The 23,767-nt window shown below is 62.9% G+C and carries 19 protein-coding genes and 1 pseudogene; 9 read left to right on the top strand and 11 right to left on the bottom strand.

The window, feature by feature from the left end:
- Positions 1-40: 40 nt before the first annotated feature.
- The 5 genes and pseudogenes from SB753_RS25805 to hutC (SB753_RS25785) all read left to right on the top strand — a co-directional run bounded on the left by SB753_RS25805 (position 41) and on the right by hutC (SB753_RS25785) (position 5,066).
- Positions 41-763 (top strand): ABC transporter permease, encoded by a 723-nt coding sequence (locus tag SB753_RS25805; protein WP_027780247.1) that lies wholly within the window; start codon positions 41-43, stop codon positions 761-763.
- Between the two features lie 13 nt (positions 764-776).
- Positions 777-1,534, top strand: a pseudogene (locus SB753_RS25800) (ABC transporter permease).
- A gap of 35 nt (positions 1,535-1,569) precedes the next feature.
- On the top strand, positions 1,570-2,361 hold the full coding sequence (locus tag SB753_RS25795; RefSeq protein ID WP_020070309.1) for an ABC transporter ATP-binding protein: 792 nt from the start codon (positions 1,570-1,572) through the stop codon (positions 2,359-2,361).
- Between the two features lie 38 nt (positions 2,362-2,399).
- Entirely contained in the window at positions 2,400-4,076 is a 1,677-nt protein-coding gene (gene hutH / locus SB753_RS25790) for a histidine ammonia-lyase (protein ID WP_087754510.1), read from the top strand.
- A 279-nt stretch (positions 4,077-4,355) separates the two neighbouring features.
- The gene (gene hutC / locus SB753_RS25785; RefSeq protein WP_256972221.1) at positions 4,356-5,066 is read left to right on the top strand and encodes a histidine utilization repressor; all 711 of its coding nucleotides are present in this window, start codon (positions 4,356-4,358) and stop codon (positions 5,064-5,066) included.
- A gap of 57 nt (positions 5,067-5,123) precedes the next feature.
- Here hutC (SB753_RS25785) and hutC (SB753_RS25780) read toward each other — a convergent pair whose 3' ends face one another.
- The 5 genes from hutC (SB753_RS25780) to SB753_RS25760 form a co-directional block, all read right to left on the bottom strand.
- Positions 5,124-5,954 carry a histidine utilization repressor gene (hutC, locus tag SB753_RS25780; RefSeq protein WP_410802515.1) on the bottom strand — a complete coding sequence of 277 codons (831 nt, stop codon included), beginning with the start codon at positions 5,952-5,954 and terminating at the stop codon, positions 5,124-5,126.
- Positions 5,955-6,005: 51 nt separating this feature from the next.
- Complete coding sequence (locus SB753_RS25775; protein ID WP_020070313.1) at positions 6,006-6,869, bottom strand: amino acid ABC transporter ATP-binding protein; 864 nt, start codon at positions 6,867-6,869, stop codon at positions 6,006-6,008.
- Between the two features lie 18 nt (positions 6,870-6,887).
- Positions 6,888-7,550, bottom strand: a complete 663-nt coding sequence (locus SB753_RS25770; protein WP_410802513.1) for an amino acid ABC transporter permease — start codon at positions 7,548-7,550, stop codon at positions 6,888-6,890.
- Positions 7,551-7,569: 19 nt separating this feature from the next.
- Positions 7,570-8,220: an amino acid ABC transporter permease gene (locus SB753_RS25765; protein ID WP_020070315.1), complete on the bottom strand. Its 651-nt coding sequence runs from the start codon at positions 8,218-8,220 to the stop codon at positions 7,570-7,572.
- 90 nt (positions 8,221-8,310) lie between these two features.
- Positions 8,311-9,138, bottom strand: coding sequence for a transporter substrate-binding domain-containing protein (locus SB753_RS25760; protein ID WP_410802511.1), 828 nt, complete (start codon positions 9,136-9,138; stop codon positions 8,311-8,313).
- 226 nt (positions 9,139-9,364) lie between these two features.
- Here SB753_RS25760 and SB753_RS25755 point away from each other — a divergent pair, with 226 nt between their 5' ends.
- Together SB753_RS25755 and SB753_RS25750 are read left to right on the top strand one after the other, a co-directional pair.
- Positions 9,365-10,339 (top strand): isopenicillin N synthase family dioxygenase, encoded by a 975-nt coding sequence (locus SB753_RS25755; protein ID WP_408166143.1) that lies wholly within the window; start codon positions 9,365-9,367, stop codon positions 10,337-10,339.
- Positions 10,340-10,367: 28 nt separating this feature from the next.
- Entirely contained in the window at positions 10,368-11,801 is a 1,434-nt protein-coding gene (locus SB753_RS25750; RefSeq protein WP_410802509.1) for an FAD-binding oxidoreductase, read from the top strand.
- Between the two features lie 9 nt (positions 11,802-11,810).
- Here the strand turns inward: SB753_RS25750 and SB753_RS25745 are convergent, their stop codons facing one another.
- The gene (locus tag SB753_RS25745; RefSeq protein WP_410802507.1) at positions 11,811-15,221 is read right to left on the bottom strand and encodes an alpha/beta fold hydrolase; all 3,411 of its coding nucleotides are present in this window, start codon (positions 15,219-15,221) and stop codon (positions 11,811-11,813) included.
- 193 nt (positions 15,222-15,414) lie between these two features.
- The gene (locus SB753_RS25740) at positions 15,415-16,206 is read right to left on the bottom strand and encodes a hypothetical protein (protein ID WP_087754502.1); all 792 of its coding nucleotides are present in this window, start codon (positions 16,204-16,206) and stop codon (positions 15,415-15,417) included.
- 340 nt (positions 16,207-16,546) lie between these two features.
- On the opposite strand from SB753_RS25740, the gene SB753_RS25735 reads away from it, so the two are divergent.
- Positions 16,547-18,484 (top strand): hybrid sensor histidine kinase/response regulator, encoded by a 1,938-nt coding sequence (locus SB753_RS25735; protein ID WP_410802505.1) that lies wholly within the window; start codon positions 16,547-16,549, stop codon positions 18,482-18,484.
- Between the two features lie 162 nt (positions 18,485-18,646).
- On the opposite strand, the gene SB753_RS25730 is transcribed toward SB753_RS25735, so the two are convergent.
- From SB753_RS25730 to SB753_RS25715, 4 genes are all read right to left on the bottom strand, one after another.
- On the bottom strand, positions 18,647-19,408 hold the full coding sequence (locus tag SB753_RS25730) for a response regulator transcription factor (RefSeq protein WP_020070322.1): 762 nt from the start codon (positions 19,406-19,408) through the stop codon (positions 18,647-18,649).
- A gap of 342 nt (positions 19,409-19,750) precedes the next feature.
- Positions 19,751-19,903, bottom strand: a complete 153-nt coding sequence (locus SB753_RS25725; RefSeq protein ID WP_020070323.1) for a hypothetical protein — start codon at positions 19,901-19,903, stop codon at positions 19,751-19,753.
- Positions 19,878-20,882: a cytochrome d ubiquinol oxidase subunit II gene (gene cydB, locus SB753_RS25720; protein WP_020070324.1), complete on the bottom strand. Its 1,005-nt coding sequence runs from the start codon at positions 20,880-20,882 to the stop codon at positions 19,878-19,880. Before cydB ends, SB753_RS25725 begins: the two co-directional genes overlap by 26 nt.
- 24 nt (positions 20,883-20,906) lie before the next feature.
- Positions 20,907-22,319: a cytochrome ubiquinol oxidase subunit I gene (locus SB753_RS25715; protein WP_087754500.1), complete on the bottom strand. Its 1,413-nt coding sequence runs from the start codon at positions 22,317-22,319 to the stop codon at positions 20,907-20,909.
- A gap of 588 nt (positions 22,320-22,907) precedes the next feature.
- Here SB753_RS25715 and SB753_RS25710 point away from each other — a divergent pair.
- Positions 22,908-23,750 (top strand): NAD-dependent epimerase/dehydratase family protein, encoded by an 843-nt coding sequence (locus SB753_RS25710; RefSeq protein WP_392395204.1) that lies wholly within the window; start codon positions 22,908-22,910, stop codon positions 23,748-23,750.
- The last annotated feature ends 17 nt before the right edge of the window (positions 23,751-23,767 follow it).

Here is a 23,767-nt window from a genome sequence, read left to right as displayed (position 1 = left end):
GTGCAGCTGTTTCATCGTCCGTCAAGACGGGAGGTAGGCAATGGCTCTGATACAGATGCTCGGCTTCGGGCCGGAAGGTTGGGGCGGCGTGCTGCTGCTCGCGGCGTTGATGACTGTCGCGCTCACGCTCGCAGCGCTCGCGGTCGGGGCCGTATTCGGCGCCCTGGTCGCTGCGGCCAAGCTGTCGCGTCTGCGCACACTGCGCGTGATCGGCGACATCTACACCACGGTATTTCGCGGCGTGCCCGAACTGCTCGTCATCTACCTGTTCTACTTCGGCGGCTCGACGCTCGTGACGACCGTGGGCCAGTGGTTCGGCGCCGAGGGCTTCGTCGGTGTGCCGCCGTTCGTAATCGGCGCGCTCGCTGTCGGCATGATTTCCGGCGCGTATCAGGCGGAGGTGTATCGCTCGGCGGTGCTCGCGGTATCGCGCGGCGAGCTCGAAGCGGCGCGCTCCATCGGCATGCCCACGCTCACCATGGCGCGCCGCATCCTGATTCCGCAAGTGCTGCGTTTCGCCTTGCCCGGCATCGGCAACGTATGGCAACTGAGCCTGAAAGATTCCGCGCTGATCTCGGTCACGGGTCTCGCCGAACTGCTGCGCACGAGTCAGGTGGCGGCGGGCTCCACGCATCAATACTTCACGTTCTTCGTGGTCGGCGGCGCGCTGTATCTGCTGATGACCAGCATCTCGAACCGGGTATTCAACCACGCCGAGGCACGCGTGGGCCGGTCCTTCAAGCGCAACTTCGCGCGCAACTGACGGCGACGGCATCATGAACTTCGACTTCGATTTTCTGCTCGACACGGTGAAGCAACTGCTCGCCGCCGTGCCGACCACACTCGGCCTGTTCTTCTGTTCGCTCGTTCTCGGGGGGGGCTGCTGTCGCTCGTGATCGTCACGATGCGCGTGTCGCCGCACTGGCTGCCGAACCGGTTCGCGCGCGCTTATATCCTCGTGTTCCGCGGCTCGCCGCTGCTGATCCAGATGTTCCTCGTGTACTACGGCATGGGTCAGTTCGGCGTGATTCGCGAGAGCTTCATGTGGCCGGTGCTGCGCGAGCCGTATATGTGCGCTGTTTTATCGCTCGCGCTCTGTACCGCCGGTTATACGGCCGAGATCATTCGCGGCGGCCTGATGGCCGTGCCGGTCGGCCAGATCGAGGCGGGTTACTCGATCGGTCTGTCGGGCTTCGGGCTGCTGCGCCGCGTGATCGGGCCGATTGCACTGCGCCAGTGTCTGCCCGCTTATTCGACAGAAGCCGTGCTGCTCGTCAAATCCACCGCGCTTGCGAGTCTCGTGACCGTGTGGGAAGTGACCGGCGTCGCGCAGCAGATCATTCAGCAAACGTATCGCACGACGGAAGTATTTATCTGCGCCGCGCTGATCTATCTGTTCCTGAACTTCATTATCGTGCGCGCACTCGGCATGCTTGAAACGCGCCTGTCGCGGCATCTGCGTGCGGCGCCCAGGCAGACCGCGCCGAGCCGCCCGGTGTCCGCCACTACCGAAGCACGCCGCGCCGCGCCCTGAGCGCCCGGCCATTCCGGATGAACCTGGAGAATTCCATGAACGCTACGGCACCCGTTGCACTGTCGGTCAAGAACATTCACAAATCGTTCGGCGACCACCACGTGCTCAAAGGCATTTCGCTCGACGCTCATCAAGGCGACGTGATCTCGATTCTCGGCGCGAGCGGCTCGGGCAAAAGCACCTTCTTGCGCTGCCTGAATCTGCTGGAGACACCCGACGACGGTTCCGTCGCGCTCGCCGGAGAAGAACTGAAAATGAAGCGCCGCGGCGACGGCAAGCTGCAACCGAGCGACCGCCGTCAGGTGGATCGCGTGCGCTCGCAACTCGGCATGGTGTTCCAGAACTTCAATCTCTGGTCGCATATGACGGTGCTCGAAAACCTGATCGAAGGGCCGATGCGCGTGCAAAAGCGCAGCCGCGCCGAGTCGGTGGAAGAAGCCGAGGCGCTGCTCGCGAAAGTCGGTCTCGCGGAAAAGCGCGGCCATTATCCCGCGCATCTGTCGGGCGGCCAGCAGCAGCGTGTGGCGATTGCGCGCGCGCTTGCCATGCATCCCAAAGTGATGCTGTTCGACGAACCCACGTCGGCGCTCGATCCCGAACTCGTTGGCGAAGTACTGCGCGTGATGCGCTCGCTTGCCGAAGAAGGGCGCACGATGCTGGTCGTCACGCACGAAATGGGTTTTGCGCGGCACGTATCGAACCGCGTGATGTTCCTGCATCAGGGGCAAGTGGAGGCTGACGGCACGCCTGACGAAGTATTCGTCGAGTGCAAGTCGGAACGCTTCCGTCAGTTCGTGTCGAGTCATCAGGACCGCACGACCAACTAATCCGTATCGCCAAGCACTCTACCGAGCAGAGCAACATCATGGCCGTGATCCGTTCCGATCGTCCTCTCGACTGGGCCCAGGTGGCGGCGGTCGCCGCCGGGGAGCCGCTCGAACTTTCCGCCGACGCCCGCGCGCGCATTGCGGCGGCAAATGTACTGGTGCAACAGATCGTCGAGCGCGGCATTCGTGCGTACGGCGTCAACACGGGCGTCGGTGCGTTGTGCGACGTGATCGTGTCGCCCACCGAACAGCGCACGCTGTCGCGCAACATTCTGATGAGTCACGCAGTCGGTGTCGGCACGCCGCTCGGTGTCGCCGAGACGCGCGCGATCATGGCCGCCGCCGTCAACAATTTCGCGCATGGGCACTCGGGGATCCGTATCGAGGTCGCCGATCAACTCGTGGCCTTGCTCAATGCAGACTGCTTGCCTGAAGTGCCGGCGTTCGGCTCGGTCGGTTATCTGAGCCATATGGCGCATATCGCGCTGGTGTGCATCGGCGAAGGTCATGTGCGATATCGCGGCGAGCGTATGAAGGGCCGCGACGCGTTGCACATGCTCGGCCGCAAGCCGCTCGTGCTGGAAGCGAAGGAAGGCCTCAGCCTGATCAACGGTACGCCTTGCGTGACCGGGCTTGCCGCATTGGCGCTTGCACGCGCGGTGCGTCTGCTCGATTGGACCGATGTCGTCGCCGCAATGAGCTTCGAGAATCTGCGCGGCCAACTGGCAGCATTCGACGAAGACTCGCTCGCGCTGCGCATTTCGCCGGGGCTGAACCTGGTAGGCGAGCGCATGCGCACCGCGCTTGCCGACAGCGGCATTCTCGCGGCCGTGGTCGGCCAGCGCACGCAAGATCCGCTCAGCATGCGCACCATTCCACACGTGCACGGCGCGGCGCGCGACGTGCTTGCCGCGACCGCCGACGTGGTCGATCGCGAACTGGCGTCGATCACCGACAACCCGATTGTCGCGGGCACGCCGGAAGATCCGCGCGTTTATTCGCAGGCGCATGCGGTGGGCGCATCCATTGCGCTCGCGATGGACAGCCTCGCCACCGCCATCGCGCAGGTTGCCGCAATGGCCGAACGGCGGCTCGATCGTCTCGTGAATCCGCTGGTGAGCGGCTTGCCCGCGTTTCTGGCCGAGCCTGGTGGCACCTGCTCGGGCTTCATGATCGCGCAGTACACGGCGGCCTCGCTGGTTGCGCAGAACCGGCGGCTCGCGCTGCCAGCGAGTCTCGACGGCGGCATCACGTCGGGTTTGCAGGAAGATCACTTGTGCCACGCCACGCCTGCCGCTTTGAAGGCGCTGGAAATCATCGACAACGCGGGGCGCATCGTCGCGATAGAGCTATTGGCCGCGGCGCAGGCCTACGACCTGCAGGCCACCGACGCCCCACCGGCCCCGCATACGCAGGCGTTGTGGCAGCGCGTGCGGCAGATCGTGCCGACGTATCGCGACGACCGTCCGCTCGCTGACGACATGAGCGTGGCGTTCCGGATGATCGCTGGCGAGGCGCCGCCGCCGTTGCCTGGTCCTGACAAGCTGAGGCAGCGCAATTTCAGTGTCGTTGCGGACGCGTCTATCGGGAAGCTCGCAGCGGCGAGTAACTTGCCCGCCGCCGCAAATAGTGTGAGCGATAGCGCGGGCGTGATGAACGTAGCGGGCCATGTCGCCATTGCAGGCGGCGCGCCGGTTGTCGCTCACGTGGCCTGACAAAGATATATCCGGTGAGCGGACTTACCCGCCGGCGAACCGACCGAGGTGTCCCCAAGGGACTTACTGCGGGCGTAAAAGCGGTACAACGGATGCGATCCGCAACCCACCCACGAGGTCGGAGTGAACACAACTACAAATGAGCAAAAGCGCGCACAACAAAGCGCGGAGACAGTTGCACAGGCCGGTGCGCAAGAGGGTGCACAAGCGGGTGCACATGCGGGTGCACAAGCGGCCCCGCAAATAAGCGCGGCAAATGGCGGCAACGCGGACCGCGCCATGTGCAAGGAGACGCCCGCGAAAGCAATGCCCGCCTATGAACAGATCAAGCGCTATGTGATCCGGCGTATCAGCGAAGGCGACTGGAAGCCGGGCGGGTTGATCCCGTCCGAAACTGAACTGGTGAAGGAGTTTGGTGTCGCTCGTATGACGGTGTCGCGCGCGTTGCGCGAACTGACCACTGAGCGCGTGCTGACCCGTGTGCAGGGGTCCGGTACATTCGTCGCGCCGCAGCGCTACGAATCGACGGTGTTGGAAATCCGCAATATCGCCGACGAAATTACCGCGCGCGGTCATCGTCATTCGGCCCGCGTGTTGACGCTCGAACCGAGCGACGACCCGCAGGCGCTCGAAGCGCTCGGCCTGTCGAGCGGCCCGGCGTTCCACTCGTGCATCGTGCACAGCGAAGAGGGCGAGCCGATCCAGTACGAGGATCGCTACGTGAACCCGAAGGTGTTTCCCGAGTATCTGCAGCAGGACTTCACCATCGAGACGCCGAATCACTACATGGTGCGCCTCGCACCGATTCAACGCGCAGAGTTTCGCATCTACGCGCAGAAGCCGGACGCGTATGTGCGCCGTCATCTGTCAATGGAGATCGGCGAGCCGTGCTTGCAACTATGGCGTCGTACGTGGGTCGGCGAAGACGTGGCGACGTCCGTGCAGTTGTGGCATCCGGCCTCGCGCTTTCATCTGGCGGGCAATGTGTGACGGGTCAGCACGGCGGGAAACCAGGTTATGGACGCGTGAAGCGTGAAACGTGGCGGGTCAGCCTTGCCTTTGCGACATATCCGGCGAGAAGCGGCAGCCGAGCCGGTACCGCGAGCCGGGATGCACGAACCGCGCGAACGTCACCGCAACACCGCTCGTCCAGGTACGACGCACGAGCGTGAGACAGGGTTCTTCCGCGCGAATTTCGAGTAGCCCGGCTTCAGCCTGAGTCGGTAAGCCCGCGTCGACAATGTGTTCGACGTCGTGCGCAGGCACCGTTTCGAACAGATACTCCGACGGCCTGATCGCCGAAAAATCCTGCTGCAAAAAATCCGGCGCAATGGCCGGATTTACGTATCGATCCTCCAGTTGCACCGGCAAGCCGTTCTCACGGTGCACGCAAACAACATGAAAAACCGAAGCGGCCGGCGCGAGCCCTAACGCATTCGATACGACGACAGACGCAGTCTCGCGCTGCAAAAGCACGGTACGGTAGCTGTATTCGTGTCCGCGTGAGCGAATCTCATCGCCGATATGCGCGATCATCAGGAGCGTGGATTGCGGTCTTGCTTGCGCGACGAATGTGCCGACGCCCGACACGCGCGTAACCAGCCCTTCGTGCGCCAGCTCGCGCAGCGCGCGATTGACGGTCATGCGCGAAACCCCGAGCGTCGCAACCAGGTCCAGTTCGGAGGGCAGACGCTCGCCGGCCTGACGCGCGCCCGATTCGATGATGCCAAGAATATGCTGCTTGACCTGCTCGTAGCGTGCAGCCGGCGCCTCACCTGCAGCGCTCGTAGCCGCAGCCGCGTCGCGCGTGCTTTGAGCCACGGCGGCTGACTGCTTGCCGTGGGCTTTGTGGCTCTTGCCGCGAAGCATGGAGGACATCGGCAGCCCCTGGTTACTGTCCGCGCAATGCGGTCGGGGCAGGGCGCGCGTTCATAGCGGCTCTGCGTCGTCTGGGCCGCGCGCCCAGAATGCGTTGCGGTCGAAGTAGTTCTGCAGGAACTGCCGCAAGCGCGGCTGTCCGGCGTCATGGAAAACTTCGCGCGGTTGGCCCTGAACAGCAATGCGCCCCTGGTCGATGAACATGACTTTGTCCGCGACCTGCGCGGCAAAGCCCATTTCGTGAGTGACGACGGCCATCGTCATGCCGTCGCGCGCGAGTTGCTTCATCACTTGCAGCACCTCGCCGACGAGTTCGGGATCGAGCGCCGAAGTGGGTTCGTCGAACAGCATGATGTGCGGCTCCATGGCGAGCGCTCGCGCAATTGCCACGCGCTGCTGCTGGCCGCCCGAAAGTTTCGCCGGGTACGCGTCGCCCTTATTCGAGAGGCCCACTGTTTCCAGCATCGCGTTCGCGCGGCGGCGCGCGTCGGCGTGCGGCAGATGCCGCACGCGCAGCAGCGCTTCCATGACGTTGCCGAGCGCGGTCATGTGCGGCCATAGATTGAATTGCTGGAATACCATGCCGACGTTACGCCGCACGCGATTGATTTCGCCTTGCGTCGCACGCACGCGCTTGCCGTTGCGCTCGCTGTAGCCGAGCAGTTCGCCTTCGATGCGCACGTCGCCGTGATCGTACGTTTCGAGCGCAGCGAGGCAGCGCAACAGTGTGCTTTTGCCCGATCCGGAAGGACCGATGATGCATACCACCTCGGAGCGGGCAATCTCCAGATCGACGCCGCGCAGCACTTCGACTTCGCCGAAGCGTTTGCGAAGATCGCGCACCTGGATCAGCGGCGATCCATGTCGGGCGTGAACGGCGGACGCGGAGGAGGGCATGTCGGCAATAGCGTTCATGAAGTGATCCGATTCCTTTTATGCCATGAAACGCGCGATGCGGGTTTCGGCCCACATGCCCGCGCGCGACGTCAGTTCGACGAGCGCGAGATAGCACACGCACAGCATGAGCAGCGTTTCCACGAAAGCGAAGCTTGCCGAGCCGATGCCGGTCAGTACGAACGTCAACTCGGGGACCGTGACGATGGACAGCACAGCGGTCTCCTTACTCAACACGATGATGAGGTTGGTGAGCGCGGGCACGATCAACACCAGCATTTGCGGCATCTGGATGCGCCACACGGCCTGTGTGCGCGTCAGGCCGAGACACGACGCCGCTTCGAGATGGCCGGGCGGCACAGATTGAAACCCGGAGCGAAACGCTTCGGCGAAATACGCACTGCCATAGAGGCCGAGACCGAGCACGCCGGCTGTCATCGGTTCGAGCGTGAGGCCGAACGACGGGCCGCCGTAGTAGAGCAGAAACAGTTGCACGAGAAATGGCGTGCCGCGAAAGAGCTCGATATAAAAGCGCAACAGGCCGCGTACCCAGCGTCCGCAAAAGAGCTGCAGCACCGCAATCAGAAAGCCGATCACCATGCCGTTCACGACTCCCGCGGCCCAGGTGCCGAGCGTGGTGGCGAGGCCCGCTGCGATCGGCTGAAGATTGTGCGTGATGACGGTGGGATCGAACGGTTGCATAGCAAAGGCTCCGGGCCGATCAGGCGTGCTTCAGACGGAACTCGGCGGCATGCGCGATCAGCGCGAGCGCACCGCAAATCACGAAGTAAATAAGTCCGGCGGCAAGATACGCCTCGAGCGGTCTGTAAGTACTCGCGGCGATGTTCTGCGCGGTGCGGGTCAACTCCGCCACGCCGACAACCGAAATCAGCGACGAAGCCTTGATCAGCAGCACCATTTCATTGACGAGCGACGGTAGCGTCAGGCGAAACGCCTGGGGCACGAGAATGCGCCGGAGCGTGTCGAACGGCGAGAGGCCGAGCATGCGTGCGGCTTCTATATGGCCCGGCGGAATGCTGAGAAAACCGCCGCGCAGAATTTCGGCAATGTAGGAGGCCGAGCACAGCGACACCGCGCTGATCGCGGCGACGAGCGGCGATACGTTGATGCCTGCGAACGGCAGCAGGTAATACACCAGCAGCAATTGCACGAGCATCGGCACGCCGCGAAAGAAGAACACATACGCACCGCCGAATCTGCGCGCGGCGCGATTCGGCGACAGGCGCGCTGCGCACACGCCGACCGCGACGAAAAAGCCGATGAAAAGGCCCGTCAGCGAAACGCCGATGGTGGCAAGCGCCGCGTGCAGCAGGAGCGGCATGCCCTGAACGAAGACGGTCGTGCTGAACATGGGCGTCGACCTCGCCAATGTGCGTTAGATACGCATTAAACAGGCACTAGCGTGCGCTGAATATGCGTGTAATGTGCTTCGGGAACGAACTCAAAAGTTCGGCGTGGGCATGGTCGTGGGGGCGTCCATTGCAACGCCGAACCACTTTTTCTGCAAAGTCGCGAGCCGTCCGTCGTTGTGCATTTTCACGAGCGCCGCATTGAACGCGTCGGCGAGCGGCTTGCTGTCGGCGTCTTTGCGCAGGCAGTAAGCAAAGTACACTTTCGCGCCGAACGGCGGCTGCACCACAGCAAAGGTTTCAGGACGCTGTTTGGCGACGTAGGCGATGTTGGTCATTGAATTCGCCACCGCGGCAATGCGGCCGGCGGCGAGGTCGGCATAGGCCTGATTGTTGTCGACGTATTCGCGGATTTCAGGCGGCTTCGGCAACGTGGCGACATATGCCTTCAGCTGATCGAGTTGAGCCGAACCCTTGCCGGCGCCCACGGTCTTGCCCGCGATGTCCGACGATTGCTTGAGTGCGGTGTCGTTCGCGCGCTTGAGCAGCGCGTCGGTGGCGTCCGCAACCGGCAGCGTGTATGTGTAGCGTTCCATGCGCGCCTTGGTGACCGTGAGCGGGCCGCCTACCATATCGAACTTGCCCGCTTCGAGGCCGGGCAGCACGCTCGGCCACGGCAAGTCGATAAAGCGCACCTTCACGCCGAGTTCCTTGCCAACCTCGGCGAACAGATCCTTGTTGAAACCGGCCTGTTGACCGTTTTCGAGGAAGTCGAAAGGTGCGAACTGCATCTCGGTGCCAACGACGAGTTCACCGGCCTTCTTCACCTTGGCGAGCTGGTCTTCCGCATGAGCGGCAACACTTGCGGCGCACAATGCCAGCACGACCAAACGACACTTCCAGCCTGAAAGGATGCTCATGAGATTCTCCGGTTGGCAAAGCGAGGACCGCACAAAGCGGCTCGGCGCAAGTCATGCGAGGCAGTATATACCGCAGTATTCGCGCGAAATAAATAAACCCGCCAGTAGAGAATAGCCCTTATAGGAAGAGCCGCGCGTTCACTTGCGAGCACGCTTTTGGCGGTATATACCACTGCAATGACCTGGCGACCCGCCGGTCCGGCCGGTCCTCTTACGGAGCAACGCGATGCCTGTGACCCGTATTCCACTCATTGACTTTGCCGGCGTGCGCGCGGGCGACCCGCATGCGTTGCAGCGCGTGGCGCGCGAAATTAGCGAAGCGTGCACGACCATCGGGTTCTTCTACATCGTCAATCACGGCGTGCCGCAAGCGACAATCGACGCGGCGGCACAGGCGGCGCGCACATTCTTCGCTTTTCCACCCGACATCAAACGGCGCGCGGCGGTCAACCATCGGCATCGCGGTTTCAATGCGCTTGGCGACGCGACCATGTACCAGGCAAAACGGCCCGATTACAAAGAATTCTTCAGCATCGGACTCGAACTACCCGAAGACGACCCGGATGTGCTCGCGGGACAGGCGCTACGCGGACCGAACAACTGGCCGGAGTTCATGCCCGAGCTGCGTCCCGCGTTGTACGGCTACTACGAGGCGGTGGGCGCCTGCGGCGCCGATCTGCTGCGCGCGGTGGCGGTCAGCCTTGGCGTCGACGAACATTTTTTCGCGCCGCGTTATACGAAGCGGATGCAGCGCACGCAGATGGTCTACTATCCGCCGCAGCCGCCTCAGTCGGACGAGGATCAATTCGGTGTCGCGCCGCATACCGATTACGGCTGCATCACACTGTTGTGGCAGGACCAGGTGGGTGGCTTGCAGGTGCGCGAAATCGCTAACGATACGTGGATCGATGCGCCGCCTGTGGAGGGCAGCTTCGTCGTCAACGTCGGCGATCTGCTTGCGCGCTGGACCGACGACCGGTTTCGCTCGACGCTTCATCGCGTGATCAATGCGTCCGGGCGTGAGCGTTATTCGATCGCGACGTTCTACGATCCGACCTACGGCGCAATCGTCGATCCGCGCGATCTGGGTGCGAGCGCGGACCATCCGAAGTATCAGCCGGTGGCCGCGGGCGACTATATCCTCGGGCGCATCAACGATTCAATGGGCTATCGCAAGAAGCACGCTGCTCAAACGACTTAAGCAAACAGGTAACCGAAGGAACACTTGCATGACCGACAACAGCAACGCGAACCCGCCGATCAGCACGACTGCGCTCACTGCTCCGCTTGGCGCAACGCTCGACGCGCTGCGTGCCGCGCTCGGCGACGAGGCGGTGCGCGTGGGCGACGAGATCGGCGAGCGCGCGCTGACCGACTGGACGCGTCACGCTCCGACCCGGCCTGCCGCATTGCTGCTGCCGCGCAGCACCGAGGAAGTCGCACGTGCGCTCGCCATTTGCCATGCCGCCTGTCAGCCAGTGGTGCCGCAGGGCGGTATGACGGGCCTCGCCGGCGGAGCGATTGCGCGCGCCAACGACATCGCGTTGTCGCTGGAACGCTTGACCGGCATCGAGGAAATCGACGCGGCTTCGGCCACGCTGACCGTACGCGCCGGCACCACCTTGCAAACCGCACAGGAGGCGGCGGCGCAAGCGGGCTTTGAACTCGCGCTCGATCTCGGCGCGCGCGGCTCATGCCAGATCGGCGGCAATCTCGCGACGAATGCAGGCGGCAATCGCGTGATCCAGTCGGGGACCGCGCGCGACCAGGTGCTGGGTCTCGAAGTCGTGCTCGCCAATGGCGACGTGCTGACCTCGCTTGGAAAAATGGTCAAGAACAACACCGGCTATGACCTCAAGCACTGGTTCATCGGCTCCGAAGGCACGCTCGGCATCATCACGCGCGCGGTGCTGCGGCTTCATCCGCAGCGCGCCGCGCGTCACACGGCGCTCGTCGCACTCGACGGCTATGAGGCGGCCGTCAATCTGCTTCGGCGTCTGTCGACGCGTTTCGGCAACGACATCGGCGCATTCGAAATCATGTGGCCGGACTTCTACGAATTCGGCGTCAAGCTGACGGGCGCCCGTTCGCCGTTCAACGGATCGCATCCGCTCTACGCGCTGATCGAACACGCGAGCTTCGATGCAAGCGACAACGGCGAGCGCTTTTCCGCCGCGCTCACCGACGCGCTCGAGCAAGGCGCGATCCGCGATGCGGTGATAGCGCAATCCGTGGCAGACGCGCGTGCGCTATGGGCAATTCGCGAATGCACCGCCGAATTTCCGGTGCGGCTCGATGCGATCAATTTCGACGTGAGCCTGCCGATCAGCGTGATCGGCGAATTCGTAGAACGTTGCCGCTCGGCCCTGAACGAACGGTGGCCCGGCAACGAATCCTATTTCTTCGGGCATATCGGCGATTCGAATTTGCATGTCACCGTCGACGGCCATTCGATCCCGGGCGTCGATCATCACGCCGTGTACGCGTTCGTTTATGAAATGCTCGGGCCGCTGCATGGGTCCGTGTCGGCTGAACATGGAATCGGTTTGCTCAAGCGCGAGTTTCTGCCCATCTCGCGCTCGCCTGCCGAACTCGCAGCCATGGCAGCAATCAAGCATGCGCTCGACCCTCACGGCATTCTCAATCCAGGCAAGCTGTTCTGAAATGCGGCGTTAGTGCGCGTTCAGATAGCGCGCAATAGTCGGATAAACATCGACTGCCGCGTTCTTGCCGAAGATGCAGTCGATGTGTCCGTAACCCGGGATCAGATACCGCTCATAAGGCTGCTCGGGAAACGCATCGATGAGCATTTCGTAGGTGAGCGCGGTGCTTTGCGGCACATACGTTTCGTTGCTGTCGCCGTGAATGAAGCCGATCGGAATCCGCATGCCTTCCAGCCCTTTCATGCCGCGCGCGCCTTTCAGATAAACGTCGTCACCGTCGGCGTTGACGACGTTGCCCGCACGCACCATGGCGGCGAGATGCTTGAACACGCCGACGTCATGTACGCCGAGCAGTTCCTGCAGATTCGAATGAAGCGTCTCGCTCACCTGCGCGTGTTCGTAGAGCAGGCCGTACATGAAAGTCGCGCGATGACAGATCGGGTTGCCGCAGCCCTCGTCGTGATCGACCGGATAGAGCCGCAGTGCTTCGTCGAACAGATTGTGCGGCCACCTTTCGTCCTTTGTGTAGGCGGTGAGGTCGGTCACGCCCAGGTGCTGCATGATGTCGGGAATATGCAGCCCGGCCTTGATCCTGCCGAGCCGGCCGGGCACCGGATGCGCGGCTACCTGCGATATCACCGCAGAGCGCACGCCTTCGAGTCCCGCCATGAGCGACATGCTCAACGCGAGGCCGCCCATGCAGTGGCCTAACGCCTGAATATCCGCTGCGCCCGTCACATCGCGAATCTTTGCAACAGCAGCGGGAATATCTTCGAGCGCGACCTTATCGACGTTCGTCGGCACGAGCACGCTCGGCATTTCGATGCTCACACGAAGATCCACGAGCCAGACGTCGTAGCCCGCGGCGCACATATATTCGACGAGGTTGGTGCCGACCAGATCCGTCGAGAAGATGCGGCTCGACACGCCCGAGCCGTGAATCAGCAACACAGGGCGCGCGTTCTTGCGCGCGGGATCGACGTAGCGCGTGAGCCGCAGGTGCGTGCCGTCCGGCGTGTCGAAAAAGAATACCTGTGGCGCCGGCGCACGAAGGGCACGCTTCAGGCGCGGTGCCCCGTTCGGGTCGTAGTACTGCAAAGGCGCAGCAACACCGCCATATTCGCTGAACAGCACACCAGCGAAGAACTTGCCGAACTTCAACGTCCGTTCGAGACGCGTTATCAGATCGGGCGCATTGGTGACTTCGAGCGTGCGTTGCTGTTTCAGGAAGTTTTCTGGCGTGATGACCAGCTTCGCGCTGCCGACAGGCGGCGCGTCGATCGACGGCGCATCGCGAACCTGTGCATACAGCGTGTTCGTCTGCTCCCACAACTCGAGCGGCGACGTGCGTGTAATGATCTTTTGCCCGCTCAGATACCAGGTCTTGCCTTCTGCCGAATTGAGCGTCATTCGATAGTTCATGTTGCGCTCGTCAACGTCGTCCGGGTCGGCCACGAAGAGATTGAAGGTGCCCTCGGTGATCGTCATTGGCTGTGCGGACAGAGCCGGGCAGGTCAGCGTGCCGGCGGTTCTCGCCATATGATCGGGATTGCCAAGCATATCGGCGAGGTCGTCGGATTCGACGGTGAGCGTGAACGCCATGGGGCTTGCGGCGGCCTCGTTCGCGCCAGTCGGCGTGTAGTGGCCGACCATGGTTTCGGTGAAACGCAGTCCGATCTTCTGAGCGGGTGGCGTGCCGGCGGTGCCTTTCGAATCGTAGTCGATCGTCCAGCCGCGCGATGCCGCCAGCAGCGCGCAATTGCGCTCGGCGAGCGCGGAGATCGTCCACAGCGGATTCACACCGAGCGACAGAGGCATGACCGCGCCGTCCATCACGTAGAGGCCCTCGTGTACGTCGGTGCCGGTCTTGCCGCTAAAAACGCGGCCCAGATGATCGACCACGCCATGTTCCGCGTCCTCGCCCATCGGGCAGCCGCCAAGCGGATGCACGGTCACGGTCCGATTGCCGAAAATGTCGTTCGAAATGGGATCGCGCAGGTATTTGCCGCCGAGCGGAACCGTCGCTTTCTTTAGCGTGTCCTCGACGGTTGCGAAAATGGGCTGCTTGCCCGCCTTTTCCCATGCGATGCGCGGCCGTCCCTTTTCATTCACGCTGATCTGGCCGCTTTCGTCGTCGTGCGCCATCACGAGGTAGCTTTGCGTGTGATTGAGCGCGCCGCGATAGGGTCCGTGCAGCAACCCTTCGACGACCCGTGCGTCGTAAGCAAGCTGCTGTTCTATCGTACGCGGCCCCGAAACGTCCACACCCGAGAGCGGCGCAGCGGCGCCTAGCATGCCGACGAGCGCCGCGCCGATCGGCCCGGCGAGCGAACCTTCCTCGATCACGAAGCCGTCTTTGACGTCCGCGGTATTGCGATGATCGATCAGGCCAGTGATAGTCGGGCCGACCGGAGGTATGTCGCGATCGACATGCGCGCCCCAGCCGACGCCGTTGATCACGTCGTCGGTGTTGTACGCGAAGGCGAGCACGTCGCCGTTGCCGGTGAAGCGCTGGCCGAGCATGGCGGATACGGTCAAGCCCTCGTTGCGCGAACGCAGGAGCAACGCGCTCGAGCCGATTGTTCCCGCCGACACGATCACGATGTCGGCGGCGACGAACAGGTCCGGCGCATCGTAGCTCTCGCGGCCGAGGCGCACGAGCTGGTAGGCGACTTGCCACTTTTGCGTGTCTGCATTGCGCACGACCGAATGCACCGCGGCTCCCGTGAAAATCTGCGCGCCGTGCGCGACGGCATCGGGCAGATAGTTCATGTGCGTGGAATTCTTGGCGTCGTAGTTGCAGCCAGAATTGCAGTCGCCGCAACCGATGCACGCTTTCTGCGGGACGCCGGCCGCGTTGGTGCGGTCCTCGAAGGTAACGGTCACGGGCGGCGTGCTGAAGCGGTCTGCCATGCCGAGCGCCTCGGCGGATTTTTCGAGCGCAACCAGTTTCGGCAATTTGCGGAAGCGCGCCGGGACGGGCGACGGTTCGAGCATGTCCCACGCACGCTGATAACCTTTGTCGCGTCCGGCCTGATCGGCGCGCAACGCGGCGGGCCAGCGCGGGTCGTCCCACAGGCGCGGATCGGCCTTCAACGCGACATTGGCGTTGATCAGCGAAGTACCGCCGAGGCCGCAGCCGACCACGGCGTTGACGTCGTCGTTCACATGCACTTCGAGCAGCGCGAGCGGCGAGCCGATTTGCGCGAGCGCCGTGTTGTATTGCACCTGCTCGGCGCCCTGAAACGGCGTCCGCGGGAATTCACCGGCCGTGAATTCGCGCCCGCGCTCGAGCACGCACACGCTGCGACCCGCGCGCGCCATGCGGCTTGCGGCAATGGCGCCGCCGTAACCCGAACCGATCACGACGACTTCGTAGTGCGATTTCATCGCCGTCACGGCGCTCGATAAGCGGTTCATACTGGACCACCTCGTCAGGAATCGATGCTGGGAAACGGATCCGGGCTGCGCAACGAAGACGGCGCGCTCTCGCGGTTTTTTTATCGTAGGCGGTGCGGGATGACAAAAAAAGGCGCATCGAAGCGATGCGCTACGCGGTGTTGATGCCGCCCCCGGTTTTTGCCTTCTGCGTGGCGCTGATGCATTTGCGCTGTTACGCGGCTACTTCATTCATTTCGCTATCGTTCGATTCTGCCGCAAGCAGGTTGAGCGCAAGCAGAATGGCGCCGCGATTGTCGACGTCTATTTCGATGCCCAGCACGTCGGTGAGCCAGCGGCCGATCTTCGTGTTGGAAAAATCGTCGGCGGTGGCCGTCTTTTTCATGGTGACGCCGAGTTTGACGGCGCGATAGTGATACGAGGGCACACGATGCTGGGCCGCAACCGCAGACAATCCGCCTTTGCCTTCCGAGCACCAGCCAAGGCTGCCGGCCAGCACGATGCGCTCGGGCTCGTCGAGGCTTTCGATAAATGCGCGAGCTGCGAGCCGCACCCTTTGCTCGTTGAGACCATATTGCAGCAGCACGCTTTGCACGGGGTCTTCCAATGCCTGGGCATGCAGATCGATTTCCTGCGCCATGCCGTCGGTTTCCATCGACACGTTGCGTTGATGGCCGGCGCTGCGCAGGCAGTCGATCAGATAGCGGCGAAAGTACGCGCACAATGCGTAGCCGTTGGACGGCGCGCTGTCCGCGCAGGCATGCGTTTCCGTGTGGCCGGGCGCGAGGCGCAACACCTTGGAATAAATGAACTGCGCAACCAGTTCTTCCTTGTCTTCGCCGAGCGCCTGCAATTCCAGCGGGTGATACGTGCGCAAGGCCCGCTTGACCAGTTCGACCATCGACACCATCTCGTCGGCGGACAGCTGGGTACGGCGGCGCCATAGATCGGGCAGGATCGCATCGTCGAGATTGCGGACGAACTCGTGGCTCGGAACTGCGCCCATGAAAGCCTCCATTAGGGTAAGGCGAGAAGCGCGGTGAGCCTCGACTGCAGGCGAAGAATCGACGATGGAACTGTTTGGGCCGCGCTATGTTGTGAAAGCAGTATGGTCGCCGCCGACGGCTTCGCATATATGGATTAAGTCGTAGCTGATGGGTAAACTGCCGGGTAAACCATCCGACAGGGCGCCCCTCATTCGTCTGATGAGAAAGCGGTTGCGCCTCGCCGCTGCATTGCCGTAGACCGTGCAAGCTCTTGCGCAACACGCCGGGCCGCGCTTCATGCGAGCGCCGGGCTTTCGCGCCACATCACCGAATTTGCCGTGCCCACAAGGAGACCGCGCGATGCGGGCTGACCCGATCCAGCGTGCAATCGACGAAGACCTGGTGCGCGTGCTGTACGCGCAAGATCCGATCGCGTTCTTCTCGCACTGGTTTTCGATCGCGGTGCTGGTTGCCATTTACTGGCCGGCCATCCCCTCGCCGCCGCTTTTCATCGCCTGCTTCGGGTTCTATGCGGCGGCCAATTGTGCGGGCCTCGCGCTGTGGATCTGCAACCGGCGTTATCCGCATCTCGTTTCGCCGCGCGGCTGGATCAATCTGCATGCGGTGCGCGGCGTGCTGCTTTACAGCGCGCCTGGAATCGCCATCTGGTTCGCGTTCCAGAGTCCGCAGAGCGATTTGCCGCTCTTGCACACGGTGATGCTCGTCACGCTGGCAGCGGGCGTGTTCATGTCGAACGGTTTCGACATGCTCAATTTCGCCACCGCCATTCCGTTCCTGCTGTTCCCGTCGATCCTGCTGCACTTCGGCACGCATACGTTCGACCGCACGATTCTTGCCATCGTGCTCGCGTTCTTCTTCTGCGCGATCAACGTGTATGCGCTCAGCTACCGGAAGCTCTTCCAGCAGGTAGTGCAGGCGCGCGTCGATCAGCAGTACCTCGCGGAATCGCTTGCGCTGCAAAAGCATGTCGCCGAAGAGGCCAGTCTCGCGAAAACGCGATTTTTTGCTGCAGCGAGCCACGATCTGCGTCAGCCGCTGCACGCGATCGGCCTGCTCGCGGCGTCGCTCAACGATCCGGCGGCGACGCCCGCGCAGCATGCGAAGACCGCCGAGCACATTGTCTATAACGTCGAAGCGCTCAATCAGCTGTTCAACCAGGTGCTCGATCTCGCGCGGCTTGAGAGCGGCGTCACGCAGGTGATCCGTCTGCATTTCCGGCTCTCCGAGTTGTTCGAGCGCGTCGGCAGCCAGTATCGACCGCAGGCGGCGGCGAAAGGGCTCGCACTGCGAATTGCACCAACGTCGATGGTGGTCCAGGACGATCCGGTGCTGCTCGAACGCGTGCTGAGCAATCTGCTGTCGAACGCCGTGCGCTATACCGAGGAAGGCGCGATCTGGCTCGGTGTCCGGCGCGCGGGGCGAACCACGGGCGGCTATATCGAGGTGCGCGATTCGGGCATCGGCATTCCTGCTGAAGAGCACGAACGCATCTTCGAGGAGTTCTATCAGGTCGCGAACCCGCAGCGCGATGCGCGTCAGGGTCATGGCCTCGGGCTGCCGACGGTCAAGCGACTGGTCGGCATGCTGGGCGGCGAGTTGCAGTTGCGCTCGGCGCCGGGCCGCGGTTCGGTGTTCCGCTTCCCGGTGCAGGAGGGCGACGCCAGCGCAATCGTTGCGAGCCTGAACGAAGCGGGGGCGGGCGGACCGTCGGCGCAAGGGCGGCAGGTGCTGTGCATCGACGACGAACCGTCGATTCTCGAAGGCCTTTCCGCGCTGCTCGGGCGCTGGGGCTGCACGGTGCGCGGCGCACGCGACGAAGCCGCTGCGCTGGCCGCGCTGGCGGACGGTTTCGTGCCTGACGCGGTGCTATGCGATTACCAGCTGGCCAATCACAGGACCGGCGCGCAGGCGCTCACGGCAGTGCGCAGCATGCTTGCGCACGCCGGCCACGAAGGTGTGGTGACGCTGCTGATTACGGGCGACATGGCGTCGGCCGAACTGGCTGCGCTTGCGTTGCAAGGCATTCCGGTCTTGCACAAGCCGGTGACGGCGGCGCGTTTGCGCCGCACGCTGGAGATGCTGTGGCAACAGGCGGAACTGGACAAGGGGCATCAGGGTGCCGCTTCCGAATCGCCTGCGGGCTACAGCGTCGATGCAGGCGGTGAAGGGACCGTGCTGAGCGAAGAGACTGGCGGCGCTCAGGCGATCATGCCGCAAGGCAGGGCGGGTGTCGAAGTGCGGCATCGTCCGCAGAGCGCATCGCAACAGGAAGGGTAGGCGGTGATAGTAAGGAGGTTGCGGGTTTTCGCAGCAGCGCGGCACCAGGGTCAAGAATGGGCGCAGGCAAGCACGGGCAAGCACGAGCAAAAGCGGATCTGCGTCACGACGTTCCCGCCAGAGTCCAAAAACGCAAGCACGTCGCGCTGCCGACCACCACCGCTACAGCGTTTTCCCCGCTTCGAGCCAGCCGTTAATCACCGCGATTGCCATCGACCGGTTGTGCACGCCGAGTGCCCGGAAAATCACCGATAGATGCACCTTGACGGTGCCCTCGGCCACGCCGAGTTCGCGTGCGATCATCTTGTTGGTCCAGCCGCGATGCACGAGCCGCATGATTTCCTGCTGACGCGGCGACAGATTTTCGAGCAGATGCTGCTGATGTGGCTGCAACGCCTGCAACTGTGCAATCGGTTCGGTCAGCGTCGCCGTGCTCTGGCCGGCGCCGCCCGGCGCTGTCTGCTGCGACGATCCAGCACCGGCGCGCTCCGCGCATGAGTCCGCGGATTGGGCGTCGCGTGAGCCGAGCAGGCTGAGCGCTTCCATCGGCACATATGCGCCGCCCGACAGCACCAGCTCGATCGCCTTCAACATGACGCTTGCGGGCTGCCGCTTGGGCACGAAACCGAGCGCGCCGGCGGCCAGCACCGCACGCATCTCGTCCGGCGACTCTTCGGCGGACAGTACGACTACCGGGAGAGCCGGATTCGCCTTCAGCAGTATTTCGAGCGACGACGCGCCGCTCATGCCCGGCATATGCAGATCGACGATTGCGAGATCGTGATCGGCGTCGGGCCGCGCCGCGGCGGCGAGTGTTTCCCAGGTATCGGCTTCGTCGAACTGGGCGTCGGCGTCGAGTCCGCGGAGCATGCCCTTGACGCCTTGCCGGATCAATTCATGGTCGTCCGCCACAAGAAACTTCATGATGTCTCCACGAGTCGGGCTTGCGCGTTGTGGACTACCGCTGTTGCTGGGTCTTGTTTTACTTCTGTTGTCGTGAATCGCATCATTGCCGGCTACCCCGTGATCATAAGCCGATCGGTGTGGGGCGGCGGGCCTTGCGGCTCGCCGCCCCGGTCATTCTCTGCTGGTGGCATCGCCGGCGCCACGTTTTTATCTATGCCTGATCCAGGCAGGTCTCACTCGCGCATTAGTTCCGGCTTGCTACGTAGACGAGCCGTGCGCGTCGTTTTTGAAGCCGCGGCAGTCCGATACGAAAGCTTATGCGAGCCGGATAAGCCGTACGGGCGCTCGCACAGTGAGCCGTTATTTCACGGCAAACAGCGTCGCATTCATCAGAAGCTTGAAGGCGAAGCCGAGCGACATGGCCGAGCCCACGCCGAGGCACCACAGCGCAATGAACCAGAGCCAGCCCGGCAGCTTGCGCGCGGAGTTAGTGATAGTGATGTTGGTCGCCATGACGCACCTTGCCTCGAAATACCCAGTAACCCATCGTCGTGTACGCGATGATGATCGGCAGAATCACCGCTGCGCCGACCAGCGTGAAGGTCTGGCTGGAGCGCGGCGCGGCCGCGTCCCACAGCGTCACGCTCGACGGTATCGCATACGGCCACAAGCTCACCAGCAGTCCGGCATAACCGAGCAGCACGAGCAGTAACGCGAGGACGAACGGCGTGTTGTGATGCCGCTCCCGCACCGCGCGTCGCATCAGGACCGCGCAGGCCGCGACCATGAAGGGAACAGGCAGTAGCCGATAGAAGAGACCGTCGTGGAACCAGCGCTGCGCGATGTTCGGGTCTTGCAGCGGCGTCCACAGGCTCACCATCGCGATGAAACCGAGCAGCACCACCGTCAGCGGCCACACCACGCGATGCAGGCGGCGCTGCAGGTCGCCCTCCGTTTTCGCGATGAGCCAGCAGCAGCCCAGCAATGCATACGTGACGATGAGCCCGAGGCCCGTCAGCAGGCTGAACGGGGTGAGCCAGCCGAAGGCGTCGCCGGCATAAGCGCCGTCGATCACCGGAATGCCTTGCAGAAATGCCCCGAGCACGACGCCCTGAAAAAACGTCGCGCCCGCCGACCCGCCGATGAACGCGAGGTCCCACATATGCTTCGTGCGATTCGCCTTCGCGCGAATCTCGAAGGACACGCCGCGAAAGATCAGGCACACGAGCATGAAGATGAGCGGCAAATACAGCGCTGACAATACGGTGGAATACACCATTGGGAACACGGCGAAAAGCGCGGCCCCGCCAAGCACGAGCCAGGTCTCGTTGCCGTCCCAGACCGGTGCGACGGTGTTCATCATCAGGTCGCGTTCGCTTTCCTCGGGGAAGAACGGAAAGACAATGCCGATGCCCAGATCGAAGCCGTCCAGCACGACATACATGAAAAGGCCTAGCGCGATGATTGCGGCCCACACTACGGTTACGTCCATTTTGTTACTCGCAGGCGATCAGGGTTAGGCGGCGTCGATCATCTGATCGGCGGCGGAGAAAGGGCGGCGCGCGGTCTGGTTTGGCGTTTGCCCGGGCACGCCGTGCGGCGTGTGTCCAGGAAGCGCCGGGCCCGAACGCATCAGCTTGAGCATGTAGTAGATGCCCGTGCCGAATACGAGGAAGTAGACGACCACGAACGCCATCAGCGAAATGCCGACCTGTTGCGCGGTGAGCGGCGACACGGCTTGCGACGTGCGCATCACGCCATAGACGACCCATGGCTGACGGCCGGCTTCAGTCGTGACCCAGCCGGCCAGCAGCGTGATGAAACCGCTCGGACCCATCGCCACGGCGACGCGCTGGAACCACTTCGACTCGAACAGACGCCCGCGACGGCGCAACACCCACGCGGCGACCGACATGACGATCATCAGCACGCCCAGCCCGGCCATGATCCGGAAGCTCCAGAACACCACTGTCGAGTTCGGCCGGTCTTGCGGCGGGAATTCCTTCAGGCCGCGTATTTCGCCGTCCCAGCTATGCGTGAGAATCAGGCTGCCCAGATGCGGGATCGACACTGCATAGCGCGTGGTCTCCGCCTGCATATCGGGGATGCCGAACAGGTTCAGCGCCGTGCCGCCTTTTTCGGTGTCCCAGAGGCCTTCGATTGCAGCGATCTTGGCCGGCTGATATTCGCGCGTGTTCAAGCCATGCTGATCGCCGACGAACGCCTGGATCGGCGTGAGAACCAGCAGCAGCCAGAGCGCCATCGAGAACATCTTCTTGACGGCCGGATCGCGCCGTCCGCGCAGCAGATGCCACGCGCCCACCGCCGCCACGACGAGCCCGGCGACGATAAACGCCGCGAGTGCCATATGCGCGAGCCGGTACGGGAACGACGGATTGAAGATGATCTTGAACCAGTCGAGCGGCACCACGCGGCCGTTCACGACTTCGAATCCTTGCGGCGTCTGCATCCAGCTATTGGACGCGAGAATCCAGAACGTGGAGATCAGCGTGCCGATGGCGACCATCAGCGTCGCGCCGAAGTGTGCTCGCGGACTCACGCGCTGCCAGCCGAACAACATGATGCCGAGGAAGCCGGCTTCGAGGAAAAACGCGGTCATGACCTCGTACATCAGCAGAGGTCCGGTGACAGGGCCGGCGAAACTCGAAAAGCCCGACCAGTTGGTGCCGAACTGATAGCTCATCACGACGCCGGACACCACGCCCATGCCGAAGGCGACGGCGAAAATCTTCGACCAGAAGAGGCACAGGTCCTTGTAGTACGCCTTGCCGGTTTTCAGCCAGCGCCATTCGAGCACGGCGATAAAGCTCGCGAGGCCAATGCTCAGCGCCGGAAAGACGATATGGAAAGAGACGGTGAACGCAAACTGGATGCGGGCGAGGTCGAATGCCGATATTGCGGAGTTCATGATCGTGAAGTGCGTGATGCCGCGTGGGCGGACTACGCGCGTCGACCGGTGTCGGTGCGCACTGCGTTTCGCAGATGGCCGAAGATTAGGGGAAGAGCGCGATTTATGCTGCGCCGCGACGTGCGTCAAAAAACCGCGTTGTTTTGTGGGGCGGTGCGGTTCTTGTGCTGCAAGCTATTGACGCATATCAGCTTTTTCTTATTGTCAGTTTTGCGGTGATTAAGCGAGGTGACGCGAAACTGCGGCAATCGACCGCGTCGCAGCAAAGCTGTCCGCACGCGGTGCTCCTGCGGACCAGGCGCTGCGGATGCCTCGGCTTAGTTCAGTATGTCGTTGTCCAGAAGCCAATGCGAGATCCATGAGAAGTTATACGACATCGCATGAAGATTAAAGGTTTACAGCTCAATTCATCTGAGAGGAAGCTTTGAAAGGCGTGTTTTTATCAGGGTAAATGCCTAATTGAATTCCGCTTCCGCATCAGAGATAGTACGTCATCGTACAACTAGATCGGGCAGCAACCGATCTCACCCCAGCCGAGGTGTGAAGTTATTCCCGCCGCTCGCGAGCCGGTGCAGTAAAGGAACCCCTATGAAGAAGATTGCCCTGAGTGGCGCCGGAGGCCAGCTTGGCTCGGTCGTGCGCGCCGCATTCATTGCGCGCGGCACGCCGTTGCGTTCGGCGGCGGGCTCGAAGCCGCTGACGCCTCTCGTCGAAGGCGAGGACGTGATGCACGGCGACTTGCGCGATCCGGCCGTCGTCGATCGGCTGCTCGACGGCGTCGACGTGTTGATCCACTTTGCCGGGACCAGCGTGGAGCGTCCGCTGCCCGAGATCATCGAAAACAATCTGCGCGGTCTCGTTGAGGTCTACGAGGGCGCGCGCCGGCACGGCGTCAAGCGGATCGTGTTCGCGAGTTCGAATCACGCGATCGGCATGTACCCGGTGACGGAGCGCCTGAGCCTCGATTGCGAACTGCGCCCGGATGGCTTCTATGGGCTGAGCAAGGTGTGGGGCGAAGCGCTCGCACGCATGTACTGGGACAAGCACGGCATCGAAAGCGTGTGCGTGCGGATCGGCAGTTGTCTCGAGCGTCCGACGGAGCCGCGCCATCTGAGCACCTGGTTCGGTCACGCGGACCTGATGCATTTCCTCGACCGCTGCATCGAAGCAGAAGATCTGGGCTTCATCACGGTGTGGGGCGTGTCGGCCAATACGCGCAGCTGGTGGGACAACAGCGGCGCCGAGCGTCTCGGCTACACGCCGAAACAGAACGCCGAAGACTACGCCGACGAGGTTCTCGCGCGACCCAATCCGCTCGACGCATTGGGTCAGCGCTTCCAGGGCGGCGGATTTGTCGGCATCGACTATTCGCGCGACGACGCGGACAGCGGCGCAGGCGATGCAGCCGCTTCGGCCGCGCGGCCGTCCTGAACGATCAGGTATTAGGA

The organism is Paraburkholderia sp. SIMBA_053 (assembly GCF_046534895.1).
Classification (GTDB): Bacteria; Pseudomonadota; Gammaproteobacteria; order Burkholderiales; family Burkholderiaceae; genus Paraburkholderia; species Paraburkholderia caledonica.
Note: the sequence above shows the minus strand (reverse complement) of the source record. Positions and strands in the feature narration are given on the sequence as shown.